This is a genomic window from Pseudomonas sp. PA-1-6B (assembly GCF_021609545.1).
GTDB lineage: Bacteria > Pseudomonadota > Gammaproteobacteria > Pseudomonadales > Pseudomonadaceae > Aquipseudomonas > Aquipseudomonas fluorescens_BV.
On record NZ_WJZM01000048.1, the window covers coordinates 23,865 to 41,453 of the forward strand.

14 protein-coding genes are annotated in these 17,589 nt (G+C 61.3%); 9 read left to right on the forward strand and 5 right to left on the reverse strand.

Going from position 1 to position 17,589, the window contains the following annotated elements; genetic code table 11:
- The first annotated feature begins 7 nt into the window (after positions 1-7).
- From GIV35_RS20435 to GIV35_RS20470, 8 genes are read left to right on the forward strand one after another with little or no spacing between them, the layout of a single operon-like run.
- Positions 8-1,987 (forward strand): GumC family protein, encoded by a 1,980-nt coding sequence (locus GIV35_RS20435; protein WP_105226358.1) that lies wholly within the window; start codon positions 8-10, stop codon positions 1,985-1,987.
- The gene (locus GIV35_RS20440; protein ID WP_223024280.1) at positions 1,987-3,168 is read left to right on the forward strand and encodes a glycosyltransferase; all 1,182 of its coding nucleotides are present in this window, start codon (positions 1,987-1,989) and stop codon (positions 3,166-3,168) included. Before GIV35_RS20435 ends, GIV35_RS20440 begins: the two co-directional genes overlap by 1 nt.
- A complete protein-coding gene (locus tag GIV35_RS20445) occupies positions 3,165-4,505 on the forward strand; it encodes a beta-galactosidase (protein WP_236264956.1) in 1,341 nt (446 codons plus the stop codon). The genes GIV35_RS20440 and GIV35_RS20445 overlap by 4 nt, the downstream gene beginning before the upstream one ends.
- A gap of 22 nt (positions 4,506-4,527) precedes the next feature.
- On the forward strand, positions 4,528-5,742 hold the full coding sequence (locus GIV35_RS20450) for a glycosyltransferase family 4 protein (protein ID WP_223024283.1): 1,215 nt from the start codon (positions 4,528-4,530) through the stop codon (positions 5,740-5,742).
- Positions 5,733-6,836, forward strand: coding sequence for a glycosyltransferase family 4 protein (locus GIV35_RS20455; protein ID WP_236264958.1), 1,104 nt, complete (start codon positions 5,733-5,735; stop codon positions 6,834-6,836). Before GIV35_RS20450 ends, GIV35_RS20455 begins: the two co-directional genes overlap by 10 nt.
- Entirely contained in the window at positions 6,836-8,239 is a 1,404-nt protein-coding gene (locus tag GIV35_RS20460; protein WP_223024284.1) for an O-antigen ligase family protein, read from the forward strand. Before GIV35_RS20455 ends, GIV35_RS20460 begins: the two co-directional genes overlap by 1 nt.
- Positions 8,236-9,057, forward strand: a complete 822-nt coding sequence (locus GIV35_RS20465) for an acyltransferase (protein ID WP_105226352.1) — start codon at positions 8,236-8,238, stop codon at positions 9,055-9,057. Before GIV35_RS20460 ends, GIV35_RS20465 begins: the two co-directional genes overlap by 4 nt.
- On the forward strand, positions 9,057-10,463 hold the full coding sequence (locus GIV35_RS20470) for a lipid II flippase MurJ (protein WP_213153812.1): 1,407 nt from the start codon (positions 9,057-9,059) through the stop codon (positions 10,461-10,463). The genes GIV35_RS20465 and GIV35_RS20470 overlap by 1 nt, the downstream gene beginning before the upstream one ends.
- Before the next feature lie 36 nt (positions 10,464-10,499).
- On the opposite strand, the gene GIV35_RS20475 is transcribed toward GIV35_RS20470, so the two are convergent.
- The 4 genes from GIV35_RS20475 to GIV35_RS20490 all read right to left on the reverse strand — a co-directional run bounded on the left by GIV35_RS20475 (position 10,500) and on the right by GIV35_RS20490 (position 14,915).
- Entirely contained in the window at positions 10,500-11,069 is a 570-nt protein-coding gene (locus GIV35_RS20475; protein ID WP_105226350.1) for a DUF4174 domain-containing protein, read from the reverse strand.
- Between the two features lie 152 nt (positions 11,070-11,221).
- Positions 11,222-11,854, reverse strand: coding sequence for a glutathione S-transferase N-terminal domain-containing protein (locus GIV35_RS20480; RefSeq protein WP_236265822.1), 633 nt, complete (start codon positions 11,852-11,854; stop codon positions 11,222-11,224).
- Between the two features lie 49 nt (positions 11,855-11,903).
- Positions 11,904-14,261, reverse strand: coding sequence for a DNA polymerase II (locus tag GIV35_RS20485; RefSeq protein ID WP_236265823.1), 2,358 nt, complete (start codon positions 14,259-14,261; stop codon positions 11,904-11,906).
- A gap of 186 nt (positions 14,262-14,447) precedes the next feature.
- Positions 14,448-14,915, reverse strand: coding sequence for an SRPBCC family protein (locus GIV35_RS20490; protein WP_105226348.1), 468 nt, complete (start codon positions 14,913-14,915; stop codon positions 14,448-14,450).
- Between the two features lie 98 nt (positions 14,916-15,013).
- Here GIV35_RS20490 and GIV35_RS20495 point away from each other — a divergent pair, with 98 nt between their 5' ends.
- Positions 15,014-15,415 (forward strand): GFA family protein, encoded by a 402-nt coding sequence (locus GIV35_RS20495; RefSeq protein ID WP_198716636.1) that lies wholly within the window; start codon positions 15,014-15,016, stop codon positions 15,413-15,415.
- Between the two features lies 1 nt (position 15,416).
- On the opposite strand, the gene mrdA is transcribed toward GIV35_RS20495, so the two are convergent.
- Positions 15,417-17,309: a penicillin-binding protein 2 gene (gene mrdA, locus GIV35_RS20500; protein ID WP_054898205.1), complete on the reverse strand. Its 1,893-nt coding sequence runs from the start codon at positions 17,307-17,309 to the stop codon at positions 15,417-15,419.
- Positions 17,310-17,589: the final 280 nt, after the last annotated feature.

Here is a 17,589-nt window from a genome sequence, read left to right on the forward strand (position 1 = left end):
TGATCCTGTGATCGAAATCCGCTCTCTTCGCGACCTGCTGCGGCTGTTTTTCATCTACCGCCGCGAATTCAAACTAGCCGTGATCACCACAATCGTCGTCGCGGTGCTGGGTGCCTTCCTGTTGCCGGCCCGCTACGAGTCGGACGCACGCTTGCTGGTCAAGCCGGGGCGAGACAACACCACCTTGCCGATCGAAGCCGCCAATCGCCAGACGCTGATTGCCCCAAGCACCCAGCACGACCCGATTGTCGACGAAGAAAAAATGCTCACGGGCCGGCCTATCGTGCACATCGTTGCCGAGCGCTATATGGCGATGACCGCCGAACCGCCGCAAGGCTTCTGGAAGGTGACCAAGTTCTACATCAAAAAGGGCGTTGGCGAAGTCATCAATGGCATTCGTAGTGTGCTGCAGTTCGTGGGCCTTGCCGAGAAACAAAGCCCGCTGGAGCGCTTGGCGACCTCACTGGAGAAGAACTTCACCGCTGGTCACGAGCCGGGCTCTTCGGTGATCGAGATTTCCTTCACCTGGGACGACCCGGCGGTGGCGCAAAAAATCGTCGAGGAATGGGTCAACGCCTACCTCGAAGAGCGTGCGCGGATTCTTGGGCGCAAGAGCCTGCACACCTTCTATGAAACCGAACGCGCCAAGGTGGCGGAGAATATCCAGAGCCTGAAAGATCAGCTGCAAGGCCGCTTGAAGCAGATCGACTCGATCAGTGTCGATGCGCGCCTGAAGAACCTGACCAACCAGATCGACCGCGTCACCGACGCCAAGGTCAGTGCTCAGAACCAGATCTCAGGGATTCGCAGCCTCCTGGCCAACGCCAGCCAGCAGATCAAGAGCCAGCCGGCAGACGTGGTGACGATGCGCGAAACGAGCCTCAACCCCACCCAGCTCGACCTCAAGCGCCAGCTCAATGCGCTGCAAGTGGAGCGGGCACGGCTATTGCGCACTTACCTGCCGGGTACGCCGCAGGTCAATCAGATCGAGCAGAACATCCGCGACATGGAAGCGCTCAGTGCTCAGGAAGCCACACGCCTGGAACGCTCGCAAAACACCGCGCCCAACAGCCTGGTGATCAACGTCAAACAGCAAATGATCGACGCCCAGTTGCAAGAGCGCAAACTGGCCGGGGAAATCGAGAACTACGACAAGACCCTTGCCGAACTGCGCACCCAGCGTGACCAGGCGATGACCGATGAACCGCAACTCAACACCCTGAGCCAACAACTGCGCACCGCCGAAAAGAGCTATGCCTTGTACTCGGACAATCTTGAACAGGCGCGAATCGACCATGAACTGGACAACAGCCAGATCAGCAACATCGCCCTGATCGAACACGCCACCCTCAACCCGGCACGCGTGTTTCCCAAGAGCCTGCTGATGCTGTTGTTCGCCATTCCCGCCGGCGTGGCCGTGGGCTTGCTGACCATCTATGTGCTGTACCTGCTGGACCAGCGCATCCACGATGGCACCCGCTTGCAGGAGATGTTCCATGTGCCGCTGTGGAGCAGCATTCCCGATGTACAGGACGCAACGCCGGCAGCCGTCACCGCCAGCCTTTATCGCTTGTACAGCCTGCTGCCCCTGGATCGCATCGCCGCCGAAGGTTTCGCCCTGGGCCTGACCTCGGCGCGCCATGGCGAGGGTGTGACCTTTATCGCCTCGCAACTCAAGCGTTTGCTGGAGGAGCGTGGCCATCGCGTCTCGGTCGATGGGGCGAACGCGCCAACGCCGGGTGAAGTATTACTGCTGGACGCCTCGGCGCTGTCCTCCAACCCGCAGGCGTTCCTGACGCTGCGCCGCGCCGACCAGATCGTGCTGGTGATCGAGGCCCGCACCAGCACCGTACCGACGATCGAAAATGCCGTGTCGTTGCTGACCACTGCGTTCGGCAAAGTCGATGGCATGATCCTCAACCGCCGCCGCTTCGAAGTGCCGGCCAAGGTGCTGGCGCGACTCAACAGCTGGCGTGGGGCGGCCTGATGCGTATCGCATTGCTGGCGCCGCTGCCACCGGAGCAGACCGGGATCGCCGATTACGCCGCGCACTTGCGCAACGCGTTGATCGAACAGGGCCTGGAGGTGGTGACCCCGCTCGCCGGCTGCCTGGAGCTGCCTGAACAGTTGAAGCGCCTGCAGGCCTTTGACTGGCGCAGCGTGGACCTGGTGCATGCTGAACTGGGAGGTGGACGCTTCGGTGAGTTCCAGGCGCTGGAGTACCTGCGCCGGGCGCAACCGCACCTGCCGTTGACCGCCACGGTGCATGACCCGGAGCGCCTGATCTGGCGCCGGGCCAAGCTGTTTTTCCCCTTGACGCTACTTGAACGCCTGCCCCACCCGCTGCCCCAAGCGGCCGCGCTGTTGGCCGACCCGCTGACCTTGCACGAAGAACGGCGCTTGGCCAAAGGTATGCGCCGGCTGATCACCCTCACCCGCCTGGGCGGCGACTGCCTGCGCCAGCGCATGGGCCTGCGCCCGCAACAGGTGGCGGTGATTGCCCATGGCAACCTGCCCATCGCGCCCCAGGCCTTGCCGCCACTGGCGCCACTGCGCCTGCTGTATTTCGGCTTTATCTACCGTGGCAAGGGCATCGAGGACTTGCTGCTGGCCCTGGCCCAATCACTGGCCGCCCACCCGCAATGCCGAGGCCAGGTACGCCTGACCCTGGCCGGTGGCACCGCGCCGGAAATGACGTTTGACCCCGCCGGCAATTACCTCGATGGCCTGCGCGAGCAGATCAGCACCCTGCATCTTGAGGATGTGGTGGACTGGCAACTGGACCTGCCATCGGCGCAGATCCCTTCTACGATCCAGGCGCACCATGTGATGGTGCTGCCCTATCGCGAATCGAAAAAACTCAGTTTTCTGGGGCAGATGCGCGGCACCAGTGGCGCGCTGTCGTGGGCCAATGCATGCGGCCGCGGGGTGATCACCTCCAACGCCCGCGCCTTTGCCGAAGAGGTGGCCGGCGGCAATGGCATCACCTATCAGCAGGGCGATACAGCGTCCTTGAGCAACGCCTTGAACCGCTTGATCCTCGACCCGCAACAGGCGCAGCAATGGGCCGACCGGGCGGGAGAAATCGGCCGCCAACGCCAGTGGGCCAACACGGCCCAGCGGTTTGCTGAATTATTTCGGGATGCTTGTAAGGAACCGTTGCGATGAACCTGTCATCCGTTCGCCCACTGTGGTGCTACCTGCCGCTGGTGCTGTCAATCGCCGTCGGTAGCGCCCTGCTGTTGAGTGAAAAAGTTGATGCGCAGCCGGTCAACCTGGCCTCGGAGCGCACCATAGTCTGGAAGGACTTCCTCGGCGTGAACGCGCACTTCCTGTGGTTCACACCCGAGCAGTACCGCAAGCAGATCAAGCAATATAAAAAGCTAGGGTTGCAATGGGTGCGGGTCGACCTGCACTGGGATCGCCTGGAACCCAAGGAAGACGAGTATCAGCTGAGCACCTTCGACGAACTAGACCGCACCCTGACCGCCGAAAAACTGCGCTCGGTGTTTTACCTGGTGGGCTCGGCGCCCTTTATCACCACCGCACCCAAGGGCGTGCCGTTCCAAGACCAGTATCAGCCACGGGACGCCAACATCTACGCCATGCGCCTGGCCGTCCTGGCCAAGCGCTACCCGAATATCGATGCCTGGCAGGTGTGGAATGAACAGAACCTGCCGAACAACTGGCGCCCTAAAGTCAACGCCAAGGAATACGCGCAGTTGTTGTTGGCCAGTCACAAGGCCTTGAACATTGCTGCGCCCGACAAACTGCAAGTCATGGGCGGCATGGCGTATTACAGCCAGATGCCGCCCCGTGGCAAAACCCTGATGTTTGAAGCCCTCGGCGCGCTGGGCGTGCAAAGCCTGGGCATGGTCGCGGCGTATCACCCTTATTCGATGACCCCGGAAACCGATGAGCCAGGCAAGAACGAAGTGCTGCTGCGCGGCGATCAACTCAATTCGATGCTCCACGGTGCCGGGATCAAGCAGGTATGGGCCACTGAATGGGGCTGGTCCAGCTATGCCGGCCCCAAGGAAATGCAGGACCTGATCGGTATCGACGGGCAAGCCGATTACACCTTGCGCCGCCTGGCCTTGATGGCTTCCCAGGACTACCAGAAGATCTTTCTGTTCGCCTTGTCTGACCTCGACCAACGCGCCTCGCCACGCGACCAGCATTACGGCCTGTTGAACCTTGATGGCGAACCCAAGCCGGTATACACCGCCCTCGCCCGCTTCCTGGAGATCACCGGCCCCACGCTTAAACCCGGCAACACGCCGCCGTTGCAGGATGTACCAGACAGTTTCTACAGCGTGGCCTGGACCCGCCCTGACGGAAAACACCTGCTGATGTATTGGAGTGCCGAAGGCAGCAACATCAGCCTGCCCAGCATCAAACGCGCAGAACTGCTGGACCCGCTGACCGGCGCCCGGCAAACCCTGAGCGACGACAACGGTATTCGCCCGGTGGTGAAGCCAAGTTTGCAGATACTGGTGTGGTAGCCCTGGGCATGGAGAGCTGTACATGAGAATCCTATGGATTGTGCCCTACCTGCCGTGGCCGACCACCAGCGGCGGCAAAACGCGGCAGTACCATTTGCTGCGCACCTTGAGTGAGCGCGGGCATCGCATCACGCTGCTGGCGCAATCAAAAACGCTGGCCGATGACGCGGTGCATGCGGCCTTGGAGCCGTTGCTCGAACGCTTGATCGTCGTACCGCGCCGGCCACTGAAACACCCGCTGACCCTGCTCGGTGGCGTGTTCGCCCCCTGGCCGCTGTTGACCACGGTCAACGGCCTATCGGCACCGTTGCAGGCACAGTTTGCGCAACTGTTGAACGAGCGCTGGGACGTGATTCAGGTGGAACACAGCTACAGCCTGCAGCCGTTCCTGCGCACCCTGCAGCAGCAACGGCGCGACTTTGTGCTGACCGAGCACAACCTGGAATCGAGCCTCGGCGGCGCCACTTACGACCGTTTCCCGAAGTGGGCCGCACCGTTTGTACAGTATGACCAGTGGCGCTGCCGACAATGGGAACGCAAGGCATTCGATACCGCCGCCCAGGTAGTCGCCGTGACCGAGGCGGACGCCCAGGCCATGCGGCCATTGTCATCGACGCCGGTGACCGTGGTGGTCAACGGGGTGGACAGCCGAGCCTTTGCCGAGGTCAGCGCTGATGCGCAGAGCCAGCGCCTGTTGTTCGTTGGCAACTACGAATATGCACCGAACCTGGACGCCGTGCAGTGGCTGCTCGAAGAGATCTTCCCCAGGGTCTGGTTGCAGTGCCCGAATGCGCGCCTGGCGGTGGTCGGCTATGGCTTACCCGAACACTGGCGCGAGCGTTGGCCAGATGAGCGTATCGAGTGGCTGGGTTTTGTTCCCGACCTGTGCGCCTTGCAGCGCCGCTGCGCCGGTTTTGTCGCCCCGTTGCGCCATGGCGGCGGCTCCAAGCTCAAAGTGCTGGAGGCGATGGCCGCCGGCTTGCCTCTGGTCAGCACGGCCCAGGGTGTCTCCGGGTTGGCGGTGCAGCCCCAGGTGCATTACCTGGCCGGCGAAAACGCCGAGGCCCTGGCCGACGCCGTTGTGCGCCTGCTGGATGAACCGGCGCTGGCCGGGCGGCTGGCCGATGCCGCACGCGACTATGCGCGTCACTACCACGACTGGGCGGTGGCGGCTAACGAACTGGAGCACCTCTACCGCAGCTTGCTCACCGCCAAGGAGTCTCAGCCATGCGTGTAGCCCTGGACTATCGCCCCGCCACAGTTGCGCCGTCTTCGGGCATCGCCCGCCAGGTCGTGGCTCTGGAAGATGCCCTGCGCGCACGCGGCAACACCGAGGTGGTGCTGTTCACCGAGGCGCCCCTGGACCATCCACAACGCCAGACTGCCGTTTGCCCGGCCTGGGCCAGCCCGCTGGACGGCCTGCAACGCCCACAAGTGCGCCTGCGGTTCGAGCGCGGTTTCTTGCCCAAGGCTTTGCACGAGCAGCAGATCGACCTGTACATCGCCACGGCCAATATGGGCTTGCCGCTGTGCCGCAAACCCGCTGGCACCCGCTATGTGCTGGTGCTGCATGACCTGTTTCAGCTCACCCACCGCAACTTCCATCGATCCAAGCTCAAGGCCCTGGCCTACCGCCTGATCGACGGGGCCTCGATTGCCTGGTCGGTGTGGCAGGCTGATCGGGTGTGGTGCCCTTCGCAGTTTTCCTGCAATGAGGCCGCGCGCCTGTTCCCCTGGGCCCGGGCCAAATTCCGCGTGCTGAACAACCTAGTGCCCGAATTGAATGCAGCGCCAGAGCCACTGCCAACCAACCTGCCGACACGTTACTGGCTGGTGGTGGGCACGCGGGAGCCGCGCAAGAACATGGAGTTCTTCCTGCGCCAATGGCAGGCCTGCCGTGCGCTGAACCCTGACGTGCCGGACATGGTCCTGGTGGGCCACGCCAGCGATGTACCGACGGCACTTGGTGACCTGCCGGGCCTGCATTGGTGCACCGGTTTGTCGGACGGCCAACTGCAAGCACTCTACCGCCATGCCGCGTGCCTGTGGCAGCCATCCTATGCCGAGGGCTTCGGCCTGCCAGTGGTGGAAGCCTTGAGTGTCGGCACGCCGGTCGCGGTGGCACGCGGCAGCGCCCTGGATGAAATCGCGCCGCCCAACGCCCCGCGCTTCGCCCCCCATGATGCCGAGCAATTGCAAAACGTCATGCAACAACTGGCAGCCGCCGATGCCACGCAAGACGGCGAAACACACCGCGCCTGGGCCCGGCAATTTGCCGAACCGGCCTATCGCTCACGCCTGGACACTTTGCTCAAGGAATTGGATCGCTAATGCTGCCAGGAAAATTCGTCAGTCTGCTGCTGGGCCTGGTGTTCGGCGGGTTGCTATTGGCCCTGTCGCCGATCAAGGTCATGCTGGCCGTGGCCGGTGTAGCCGTGGCTTTGACGCTGATCCGCTTTCCCCTGTGGGGCTTGCTGATTTTCGCGGTACTGGCCACCAGTATTCCCTACACCACCTTGCAACTGGGTATCCGCACCACCGTCAGCGAGGCGGTGCTGGGGCTGACTTGGGTCGGAGTGTTCTGGCAATCGTTCATCGGCAAGACCCGTGGTTTCATGCTGTGGCGGCCGACCGAGCGGGCGCTGATGTGGCTGATGCTGTTCAGCACCATTCCGTTTATCTGGGGCATGTTGATCATCCATGCCGAAGGCAACGGGCCGGTGAACTGGGTGCGCTGGCTGATGAACCTGTCGATGCTGTTTATCGTGCCTCTGCTGCTACGCACCGATGCCGACCGCGACAAGGTGGTGGTCGCCCTGTTGCTGGGTAACCTGGCGATGCTGCTGCTGTCGATCTTCATGTTCCTGAAGACGCGCAACGCGATGTCGATGATCGATATTCTCACCGACCTCAAATACGCCCACCCGGAAGCGGTGAAGGATATTTTCTCTGCCAACTACACACGCATGGCCTCGCCCTGGGTGCACCCCAACCTGACCGGTGGCGTGCTGGTGCTGTTTATTCCCCTGGCGCTGTTTTATGGCTGGACCCGCAGCGGCTGGCGCCGGGCGCTGGGCCTGGCGGTGGCGGTGCTGGGGTGTGCCGGCCTGCTGCTGAGTATTTCCCGTGGTGCCATCGTGGCCCTGGCGCTGGTGTTGATCTGGCTGGCCTACAAGCGCGTGCCGAACAGCGGACGCATCATCGGTATCGGGGCGGCGTTCGCCGTTGCGCTGGTGATGTTCTATCCGCCGTTGCAGGACCGCTTGATGACCATCTTCTCGACCACCAACGCCAGTACCGAAATCCGCTTTGACGAGTACGCCAAGTTCCCCGCCGCCATGGCGACCTTCCCCCTGGGGATCGGCTTCAAGATCGACCCGCCCGTGCCCGGCACCAATCTGTTGGGGATCTCAAACCTGTGGCTGAACTTCATCTACAAGGTCGGCATTCCAGGGATGCTGCTGTTTATCACCGTCACCCTGTTGTGGTGGCGCGAAGTGCGGCCCCTGGGCCAGGTGCGCAAGGTCACCGCCGACAATGCGCTGTGGCTGGGGTGCATCTGTGGCGTGTTAGCGGCGCTGCTGACGGGGATTTTCGACCACTATTTCAGCTTCACCTTTGTACTGATCGCGCTGTTCTGGCTGTTGATGGGCATGAGCCTGCAACAGGTGCGCCTGCGCCCCACCGTTACCGCCACCGTTCCTGCTACTGCGCCAAAGGATAACCGACCATGAAGCACCGGATGATTCACTCCACCGACTTGCGCGACCGTCTCCCCATGCTGGCCAGTGAACTAGGCGTAAGCCTGCCAGACCTGGAAGAGGCGCTGGACTGGTGCCTGGCCAACGACGTGGTATTTGAAGAAGGCGAAGGCGACAACAAGCGGTTCTGGATCAGCTCCATCGACCTGGAAACTGCGATTGAACACCCGGTGGCCCGACGCCTGTTCCGCCGGATGAAACAGGACCTTGCGGCCGAGTTACTGCCCCGTTACGGCAAAAACTGGGCAACCGTCAAAGACCGCTGGCGCAGTGCCTGGGACATGGCCTACAACATCTTGATCAACAAGATCCCCAGCCACCATGTGCGCATTGCCTGGCTGCGCCTGGGTGGCGCGAAGATCGGCAAGGGCTCCAGCTTGTGGCGTAACACCGAAGTGCTGGGCATGCACAATTTGGTGGTCGGCGACGATTCGGTAATCGGTTGGCATTGCCAAGTGGACGCCCGCGCCGGACTGGTGATCGGCAACCATGTGGCGATTGCGTCGCATGTTCTGCTCATCGCCGGCAGCCATGATTTGCAGGCGCCGGAGTTCTGGTCGATTTCCGGGCCGACTTACATCGACGACTACGTCTGGATCGGCAGCCGTGCGTTGATCGGCTTCGGCACGCACCTGGGCTATGGTTCGGTGATAAGCGCCAATACCGTGGTGGCCAAAGCCGTTGCGCCCTACAAAATCATTGGCGGAAGTGGTGCCAAAATCATGGGCGAGCGTTGCCATGACCTGAACTATAAGGTGGGTGGCAAGGGCCTGTTCACCCTGTTTCACTGATGTTCGGCAGCACGCTCTGGCTGACCCTGGCGACGCTCGCCGGGTTGGTGGCCGGTTTTGCCCGAGAATGGCTACTGGTGGCGGCCTGGGGCGCGGGCAGTCGCAGCGACGGGTTTCTGGTGGCGGTGTTTTTGCCCGAAGCATTGCGCATGACCCTGGCTGCCGGCTTGCTCGCAGCGGCGGCCCTGCCCCTCTATCAGCAACGCGACCCACACCGCCAGCAAGCTTGGTTGGCCAGCCTGTCCCCCCGCCTGCTGGGGGTGGGCCTGGCGCTGTTTGCCATACTGGCGCTGGGCGCGCCGCTGTGGGTGCGCCTGATCGGGCCCGGCCTGGACGCCGCGGCCCATGCACAAGCCGCCGCCAACCTGCGCTGGCTGGCCGCCTGTGCGCCAGGCCTGGTGATGCATGGGCTGTTCAGTATTCCCTTGCAGGCACGCCAACGTTTTGTCCTGCCAGGCCTGGGCTCTTTACTGTTCAATCTGCCACCGGTGCTGTACCTGTTTATCCGCGGCAGTTCCAGCGACAGTGCCGAACTGGCCATGAGCTTTTTTGCTGGCAGTGTCTTGATGTGCCTGCCGTTGCTGGCGCCGGTCTGGTCTTTCGGCTGGCGGCCGTGGCAGGTCACCGGCGACCCTCTGGCCGGCCGCGAATTGCTGGGGCGCATCGGGCCGTTGTTGGCCAGCAACGTGGCCAGCCAGGGCCTGGCGCTACTGGAACGATTGATCGCCAGTTTCCTGGGGGAAGGCGCTGTTACGTGGGTTAACCTCGCACGCAAGCTGATCAACCTGCCATTGATCGCCCTGATGAGCCTCAACCAAGTGCTGCTGGGCATGATGAGCGGCGAGCAAGGTCAACAGCGCCTGGCCCTGCTGCGCCGCGGCCTGGATGCAGCGACCCTGCTGAGCCTGCCTGCAGCCTTTGGCCTGATTGGCGCCAGCCCCACGCTGATCCATCTGCTGATGCCCGCCCAGAGCGTCGACGGCCCACTGCCGGCGCTGCTGGCCTGGTTCGCCACGCCACTGGTGTTTGGCGCCTGGAACGCCATGCTCGCCCGCTATGCCTATGCCAGCGGCGACACGCGCCTGCCACTCAACTGCGAACTGCTGGGCAGCCTGGTCAACGCCGCTTTGCTGGTGGTGCTGCCCTATTGTTTCGGCCTGCCGGGGATCGCCTTGGCGGCGTTGGGTGGCGTGGTGGTGACCAACGTGTTGCTAATGCACCGCCAGCAACTGCTCGGCCAACTGGGCTGGCCGTTGCAGTGGGGCTTGAGCGGGGTTCTGTTGGGTGTGGCGGCGCTGGCCCTGCATCCATTGCACAACGATGGGTGGCAGTTGGGGTTAAGTAGCCTGGCCGGCGCGCTGGTGTTGGTGGGGCTGGGGCTTTGGCTCAAGCCGTGGAAAGCCTGAGGCCGCTTCCCACCAGAACGGTGGGTGGGGGCCTGTTCAATCCTCCAGTGGCTTAGGGGTTTTGTTGCCGGGCTTGGCGGGTTTGGTGCCCTTGGCTGGAGCGGCTGCAACAGGCTCCGGTTCCGCAGGGGCGGCAAGCTCCTTTTCCGCCATCGGCATCTGGTCGATGGCGCTGAAGAATTCCTTCAGGTCAAGGCTGTCCGGCGGCACGGTTTTCTCGAGTTTCTTCTCGCCGTCCTTGCCGATCAGAATCACTTTGGTGCCGCTGCCGACGCCGAGCTTGAGGGCACGGATCAGTGCGTTGGTTTCAGGCGGCGTGAGCTTTTTGCTGTCTTTGGGATCCTTGGCGAACTTCTCCCCTTCGGCACCAATGCTGCCGAACTTCACGGTGTAGAACACCATGCTGCGCTCTTCGAACGCCTGCTTGGTGGCAGCCTCTTCCAGTTGTTTCTTCAGCGTTGCCAGTGTCGGGTTTCCAGCATCAAGCTCCACGACCACCAGTGGGCGCGTCTTGCCCAATTCCTGCTTGAGCGGATTATCATCAGCGGCCAACAAAGGCCCCGTAAAAGCCATCAAGGTAGCCAGGGTCAGCGACCGGATGAGCATGCGCACCTCCTTTGAATTCCATGCAGGGTTCTTGAGTTTCATGTCTGCGACAGCCAAATTCAAGGATGATTCCTACACCACTTTGAGAAGCGTAGGTCAGGAAGCCCGCTACGCAAGGGCTTGGACAGTGGCTCGGTCATTGTTTCTTCCGGTTACGAGACCTTCCACTGCGGCCAATGCCGGGCAAAAACGGGGGCCACGACAGGGTCAGCGTCTACCCGCTCCAGGCTCTGCGCAAAGCCCGGCGCCAGGTTGCCGAGCACCTCACGCGCGTCGTCCCAACGCGACACCGCCGCCGCCATGATGCCCAGTGCATTCGGCGCGTTGCTCGGGGTAAACAGCTGGCCGGCAAACTGATCGGCAAACACGACCCAAGCCTGGCGCAGGTAGCGCCGTGTGCCGCTGACCAGTTGCGCTTGTTGCGCCTCATCGGCATTGCCCCACCAGCGTTGCGGGTAGTCGATGATGCCGATCGCCGAATAGCAGTTGGCGGCGATATACAGCAAGCCGCGCAGGATCTGCGCACGATCGCCGGCCAGCAATTCGGCCTTGGGATACTCCAGGCCCAAGTGGATCAGGATCGCGGCGCTTTCGGTCAGTACCTGGCCATTTGGAGTGACCAGGGTGGGGATCTGTTTGAGTGGATTGATACGTGCAAGCGCGTCGCTACCCTCGCCGTCCTGCCAGGAACTGGCCTGCACGCGATGCCACGGCACTGCGCAGCGCCGCAGGGCAATTTCGATCATGCAGGAGCCGGATTCGTCGGTGCCATAAAGGGTGTACATGGGCGTTTCCTCCTGAGCGATGGGCAATATCGAGCCTGTGGTCGATTAGCTAGAATAGCCCCATCTGCCCGCCTACCAGGGTACCGAAATCGTCATTCACGAACGGCAGGATTGCGTCAGCCACGGGCTGCAATTGGCGCGTGACGTAGTGGTCGTAGTCGATGGGTGCCCGCCGCACTTCCAGCGGTTCCGGGCCGTTGACGCTGATCACGTAGCTGATCCAGCCACCACGCTGATACTGGCGCGGGCGGCCCACGCGGTCGTTGTACTCGTCTGCCAGGCGCGCGGCGCGTACGTGGGGCGGGACGTTGCGTTCGTAGTCGTGCAAGGGCCGGCGCAGGCGTTTGCGGTAGATCAACAACTCATCGAATTCGCCGCTCAAGGTACGCCGCACATAGTCGCGTATGTAGTCTTGATGGGGTTGGCGATGGAAGATGCGTTGGTAGAGTTCCTGCTGGAATTGCCGGGCCAGGGGCGACCAGTCGCTGCGCACGGTTTCCAGGCCTTTATAGACCATTTCTTCGCTGCCATCTTCGCGCACGACCAGGCCGGCATAGCGCTTTTTGCTGCCCTCCTCGGCGCCACGAATGGTCGGCATCAGGAAGCGACTGAAGTGGGTTTCGTATTGCAGTTCCAGGGCGCTTTGCAGGCCGTACTCGTTGCTCAGGTGCGCGCGCCACCAGTTGTTGACGTGCTGCACCAGCGCCAGGCCGATGCGATTGGCGTCCTGCGCAGAGTGCGCGCTGCCCAGCCAGACGAAGGTGGAGTCGGTGTCACCGTAAATCACCTCGTACCCTTGGGCCTCGACCAGTGCACGGGTCTGGCGCATGATCTGATGCCCACGCAGGGTAATCGAGGACGCCAGCCGGGTGTCGAAGAACCGGCAGCCGCTGGAGCCGAGCACACCGTAAAAGGCGTTCATGATGATCTTCAGTGCCTGGGACAACGGCGCATTGCGTTCGCGCTTGGCCTCTTCGCGGCCTTCGGACACCCGCGTGACAATGGACGGCAGGCAATGCCGGGTGCGGGAGAAGCGCGCTCCGCGAAAGCCTTCCACCGAATCGCTGTCGTCGGGATGCTTGAGGCCTTCGATCAAGCCCACCGGGTCGATGAGGAAGCTGCGGATGATCGACGGGTAAAGGCTTTTATAGTCCAGCACCAGCACCGACTCATAGAGGCCTGGGCGCGAGTCCATGACAAAACCGCCGGGGCTGGCTTGGGGCGGTTTGTCGCCCAGGTTCGGTGCTACAAAACCCTGGCGGTGCATCAACGGCATGTACAGGTGGGTGAAGGCGGCCACGGAGCCGCCGTTACGGTCGGCCGGCAACCCGGTGACGCTGGCACGTTCCAGCAGGAACTTGAGCAACTCGGTCTTTTCGAAAATCCGCGTGACCAGTTCGCAGTCCTTGAGGTTGTAGCGCGCCAGGGCAGGCTTGTCCTCGGCAAACATGCGGTTGATTTCGTCCATGCGCTGGTACGGCGTGGAGATGTCCTTGCCTTCGCCGAGCAGGGTTTGCGCAACGTTTTCCAGGCTGAAGGATTCAAAACTCCAAGTCGCCGAACGCAGCGCTTCGATACCGTCGATGATCAGTCTTCCTGCCGCCGCCGCAAAGTAGTGATTGCGGCTGCCGTGTTCGCGCCAGGCCATGGCTTCACCGCCACGTCCCAGCAACAGCGGCACGTTCAGGCGTTGGGCGTGTTCGTGGAGTACGCGCAGGTCGAACTGCACCACGTTCCAGCCGATGATCGCGTCGGGGTCGAAAGTGGCCAGCCATTGGTTGAGGTGTTCGATCAGTTGAGCGCGGGTGTCGCAATAGTTGAGCTTGAAATCCACGGCGTCGGTTTTGTTCGGCGGGCCGAGCATGTACACCTGGCGTTCGCCACAGCCTTCAAGAGCGATGGAGTAGAGATCGCCCTGGGCGGTGGTCTCGATGTCCAAGGACACCAGCTTCAAGGGAGGACGGTAGTCGGGGGCTGGCTTCATTTGCGCGTCGAGCAAGGTGCCGCTCGCATCCGCAGTGCCGCCGAACCACACCGGGGCGGTGATAAAGCGCTCCATCATGTAGCGCTCGGGCGGCCGCACGTCACCTTCGTACACATCGACCCCGGCAGCGCGCAGGCGCTTCTCGATGTCCATCAACTGGCGGTGCTGGCGGGCATAGAGGCCCAGAACCGGACGGTGATGAAAGTCGCATAGCTGCAAGGGCCGCAACTCGAGATCGCGCTCCCCCTTGAGCAGCCAATCGAGTGGCTTGCGATGGGCCTCTGGGATGAACACCACCGAGGTCTGCACGGGTAGGCGAATGCACCTTGGCCCTTGGTCGGTGGCCAGCCAGAAGCTGACCTCCGTACCGGTTGGGGTATCGCGCCAATGCCGGGTCAGGACAAAACCCTGCTGTAAATCCACCGTACCGCACCTCAGGAATCGCTTTCAGGGCGTGATTCTACTCGGCATCCGTGCAAACGCCACCACCGACCGCTGTGTGCATGAAGGCCAGCAAATCAAGAAAAGGCATCGAGCTGAACGTGCTTTGTGAGCCCGTCAGCGGCCTGTCTGCCTAGCGGAGTGAAGACTGCCCTCCGGTGTGCCCCATCACCTTATTGGGGGCTTGCTCAGATAATTTTCGATATTGCTCATTTGCTCGTCCCAGCCACGGGAGTTCATCTTGAAGGCTTTCTGACGACGCGCTTCGGGCACCTTGTCAAAACCGGACTCGACGACCCGCAACAGGATGCCTGGGGCGCGATCTTCAATCGTGAACTCCACCAGCGTCGGTGCCTCTTTGTCATAGTCGACGCCCTCTTCCACTGCGAAAGGATGCCACCAGAAGGAAAACAGCGTTTGGGGCAGGATACGTTCGACCCTGGCCTTCCACACGACATGTTCATAACCTGGATAGGTAATCGGCGCTTCGATGGTTTCCCCAGCCACAAAGGTTTTACCCTTAAGCGCGATACCGAACCAGCGTCCAAATTGCTCGGCCTCCGTGAGAGCCTCCCAGACCTGTTTACGTGACGCATTGAGCAGGACTTTACGTTCGATGCGATCTAATACGTGCATAAGTCACCTCCTTCATTGAACAGTAGGCGACATCAATCAATGCGCAACCTTGCGTTGTGCGCGATGATGATGACCCCCTCCTTGCCTGGCCATAGGTTATGACTGACCCACTGAATGGAAGTTGCTTGTGCAAAGGTGTGCGCTATCAAGTGGACAGCCTGGACATGCCCATCAGCCACTGCCACTGCGCAAGCTGCCGCAAGGCGCACGCGGCCGCGTTTGTTGCCACGGCCGGGGTGATGCGTGAACATTTTCGCTGGACACTCGGTGAGGAGCTGCTGTCGTCCTTTGAGTCTTCGCCGGGCAAATTCAGACATTTCTGCTCACGCTGCGGCTCACATCTGATCGCTGAACGTGGGCATCAGCCCCACGTGATCGTCCGGGTGGCGACGCTGGATGATGATCCGGGCGTCAGGGCCACCTCGCACATCTGGACGGCCCATGAAGTGCCCTGGCTGGCCTATGACGGCGTAGCGCGCTGGGATGAGTGGGCGGTTTGAGTCAAACCCTTGGGTCGCCGGGTGCCTTGGCCGGCGCTGCATATTGCGGCTTGAGATGGCCTTCCTGGTCGAGCAGCCAAGCATCCATGATCTGTCGCACCACAGGCCCGGCTACACGGCCGCCGGCCTCACCGTTTTCGATCATGACTGAAATCACGATTTTCGGGTGTTCGGCCGGCGCGAAACCGACGAACAAGGCGTTATCGCGATGCCGCTCCAACGTCTTGTTGCGGTTGTAGCGCTCACCCTGCTTGATCGCCACCACCTGGGCGGTACCACTCTTGCCGGCGATGCGGTATTGCGCGCCTTGCGCTGCCGCTCGGGCGATACCGCGGGGATCGTGCATCACCAATTGCATGCCGTGGTTGACCTGCTCCCAGTCACGCGGGTCCTTGAGGATCACGTTGGGCATTGGGTGCTCATCCACCGGTGGCACACCATTGATTGTCTTGGCCAGGTGCGGTCGGTTCCATACGCCTTTATTGGCGATCAATGCCGTGGCCTGGGCCAATTGCAGCGGTGTCACTTGCATGTAGCCTTGGCCAATACCGAGGATCACGGTTTCGCCTGGGAACCACGGCTGGCGTCGGGTTGCACGCTTCCAGGCCTGGGATGGCATTAAGCCGGCAGACTCTTCGAACATATCCAGGGACACTTTCTGACCCAGGCCGAACTCAGCCAGATAGTCGTGCAGGCGATCGATCCCGAGCTTATGGGCCAGATCGTAGAAGTAAGTGTCGTTGGAACGCATGATGGCCGCGTCCATGTCCACCCAGCCGTCACCACTGTGGTTCCAGTTGCGGTATTTATGGTCAAAGTCTGGCAACTGATAGTAACCCGGGTCGAACACTCGGGTTTGTGGAGTAACAACGCCACTGTCGAGACCGGCGATGGCCACTTCCGGCTTGATGGTTGAACCCGGCGCATAGAGCCCGCGTAGCACGCGGTTGAACAGCGGTCGGTCAATGGAGTCGTGTAGCGCAGCGTACTCCTTGAAGCTAATGCCTGTGACAAACAAGTTCGGATCGAAACTCGGTTTACTGACCATAGCCAGTACTTCACCGGTCTGCGGGTCCAGGGCGACCACCGAACCACGACGGTCACCCAAGGCCTCTTCGGCAGCTTCCTGTAGCTTGACGTCGAGGCTCAGGACGATGTTTTTACCAGGGATCGGATCGGTGTGCTTGAGCACGCGCAGCACACGGCCCTGTGCGTTGGTCTCTACCTCTTCATAACCGACATGGCCATGCAGTTCAGACTCGTAAAAACGCTCGATTCCGGTTTTGCCGATAGATTGGGTACCGCGGTACTCCACCGAATCAAGGGTCTTGGATTCCTTTTCGTTAATACGACCGACGTAGCCAATGGAGTGGGCAAAGTGCGCGCCCAGGGGGTAGTGGCGAACGAACTGTGGCTCCACGTCCACCCCTGGTAGACGGAACTCGTTGACGGCCAAAACGGCGATCTGCTCTTCGGTCAACTCGTAGAACAACGTGACGGGAACAAACGGGTGGCGGGCCTGCTTGAGCGCCTTATCAAACACCGCACGGTCTTCGGCAGGCAGATGCAGCAGATTGACGATTTCGTCCAGTTCACCCTTGAGGTCGGCTGTGCGCTCACGGGTGATGGTCAAGTTGTAACTCGGGCGGTTGTCGGCCAGGACCACACCATTACGGTCATAGATCAAGCCGCGAGTCGGTGTGATGGGCAGTACGTGGACCCGGTTGTTTTCCGAAATTGTGGAGTGATAGTCGTACTGCACGACTTGCAAAAAATACATACGCCCCACCAAGGCGCACGTGATCCCAATTACCAGCAATGCGCAGGCAAACAAACGTTTGTTGACCAAACGGTTTTCTTTTTCGTGATCTTTGATAGGTATTGGTTCAGGCATTTCTACAGCATCTCGTTGGAAAAGGTCGACGCCGCATCCTGCGGATAAAGATCAATCCTTGTGAAAATGTGCTGCACCATAGCAAAAATGCAGAAACACTTTGTATCGAATTCCCTCAACGGCAGCTTATTTAATGTTGCTGAAAGCGCTGGAATTTTCGAGCGCCCAAAACAAAACCCCAACTGCTTTCGCAATTGGGGTTTCGGAATTTAATCTTGACGATGACCTACTCTCACATGGGGAAACCCCACACTACCATCGGCGATGCATCGTTTCACTG

Coding starts and splice junctions, on each gene's coding strand:
- GIV35_RS20440 (WP_223024280.1), top strand. CDS start 1,987: ATGCGTATCGCATTGCTGGCGCCGCTGCCACCGGAGCAGACCGGGATC.
- GIV35_RS20445 (WP_236264956.1), top strand. CDS start 3,165: ATGAACCTGTCATCCGTTCGCCCACTGTGGTGCTACCTGCCGCTGGTG.
- GIV35_RS20450 (WP_223024283.1), top strand. CDS start 4,528: ATGAGAATCCTATGGATTGTGCCCTACCTGCCGTGGCCGACCACCAGC.
- GIV35_RS20455 (WP_236264958.1), top strand. CDS start 5,733: ATGCGTGTAGCCCTGGACTATCGCCCCGCCACAGTTGCGCCGTCTTCG.
- GIV35_RS20460 (WP_223024284.1), top strand. CDS start 6,836: ATGCTGCCAGGAAAATTCGTCAGTCTGCTGCTGGGCCTGGTGTTCGGC.
- GIV35_RS20465 (WP_105226352.1), top strand. CDS start 8,236: ATGAAGCACCGGATGATTCACTCCACCGACTTGCGCGACCGTCTCCCC.
- GIV35_RS20470 (WP_213153812.1), top strand. CDS start 9,057: ATGTTCGGCAGCACGCTCTGGCTGACCCTGGCGACGCTCGCCGGGTTG.
- GIV35_RS20475 (WP_105226350.1), bottom strand. CDS start 11,069: ATGCTCATCCGGTCGCTGACCCTGGCTACCTTGATGGCTTTTACGGGG.
- GIV35_RS20480 (WP_236265822.1), bottom strand. CDS start 11,854: ATGTACACCCTTTATGGCACCGACGAATCCGGCTCCTGCATGATCGAA.
- GIV35_RS20490 (WP_105226348.1), bottom strand. CDS start 14,915: ATGCACGTATTAGATCGCATCGAACGTAAAGTCCTGCTCAATGCGTCA.
- GIV35_RS20495 (WP_198716636.1), top strand. CDS start 15,014: ATGACTGACCCACTGAATGGAAGTTGCTTGTGCAAAGGTGTGCGCTAT.
- mrdA (WP_054898205.1), bottom strand. CDS start 17,309: ATGCCTGAACCAATACCTATCAAAGATCACGAAAAAGAAAACCGTTTG.